The organism is Bartonella sp. CL63NXGY (assembly GCF_042194905.1).
Lineage (GTDB): Bacteria > Pseudomonadota > Alphaproteobacteria > Rhizobiales > Rhizobiaceae > Bartonella.
In genome coordinates, this window is sequence record NZ_JBHINK010000117.1 from 1 (window position 1) to 646 (window position 646).

1 pseudogene is annotated in these 646 nt (G+C 41.5%); it reads left to right on the forward strand.

The annotated features are described in order from the left end of the window. Nucleotides 1-646 (forward strand): annotated as a pseudogene (locus ACFIK0_RS09590) (hypothetical protein); the annotation flags it as partial.

The following is a 646-nucleotide window of genomic DNA, read 5'->3' on the forward strand; positions in this document are numbered from 1 at the left end:
CAGTTAAGGATGATGGTAAATCTGAAGAGATAGACTATGGCAATGTGGCGGATGCTTTGGCTGGAGTTGGTAATTCTGTTACGAATGTAAAAAATGAGATCAGCAAAGAGATTACGAATGTAGTGAGTGATAGCCTTGTTAAGCAGGATAGGATGGGTCTTATTACTATTGGTGCGGAAAGAGGCGGCAATAAAATCAATATTTTAAATCGTGATGGTGATGCTCGAATTCTTTCTGGTGTTAAGGCAGCGCAAAATGGAGACGAGGCAGTCAATAAAGCGCAGCTTGATGCAAGTCTGAAGGATCTTTCCAGCAGCCTTCAGTCTGATGATTCAGCAGTGGTTCTCTACGATAAACAGGCAGATGGTAAAACTGATTATAGCAGTGTGACTTTAGGTAAAGGTAAGGATGCAGGACCAGTTGCGCTTCATAATGTCAAAGATGGTGTCATTGGTGAGAGTTCACATGATGCGATTACGGGTGGACAGATCAACACGATTTCTCAGGATTTAGCCAAGTTTTTTGGTGGTGATGCAAAATTTGTTGGCAGTACGTTTACAGGACCAACCTACAAGTTATCGAAGGTTGATGCAGCTGGTAATATAACAGACAGTTCTTTTAATAATGTTGGTAGTGCATTTACTGG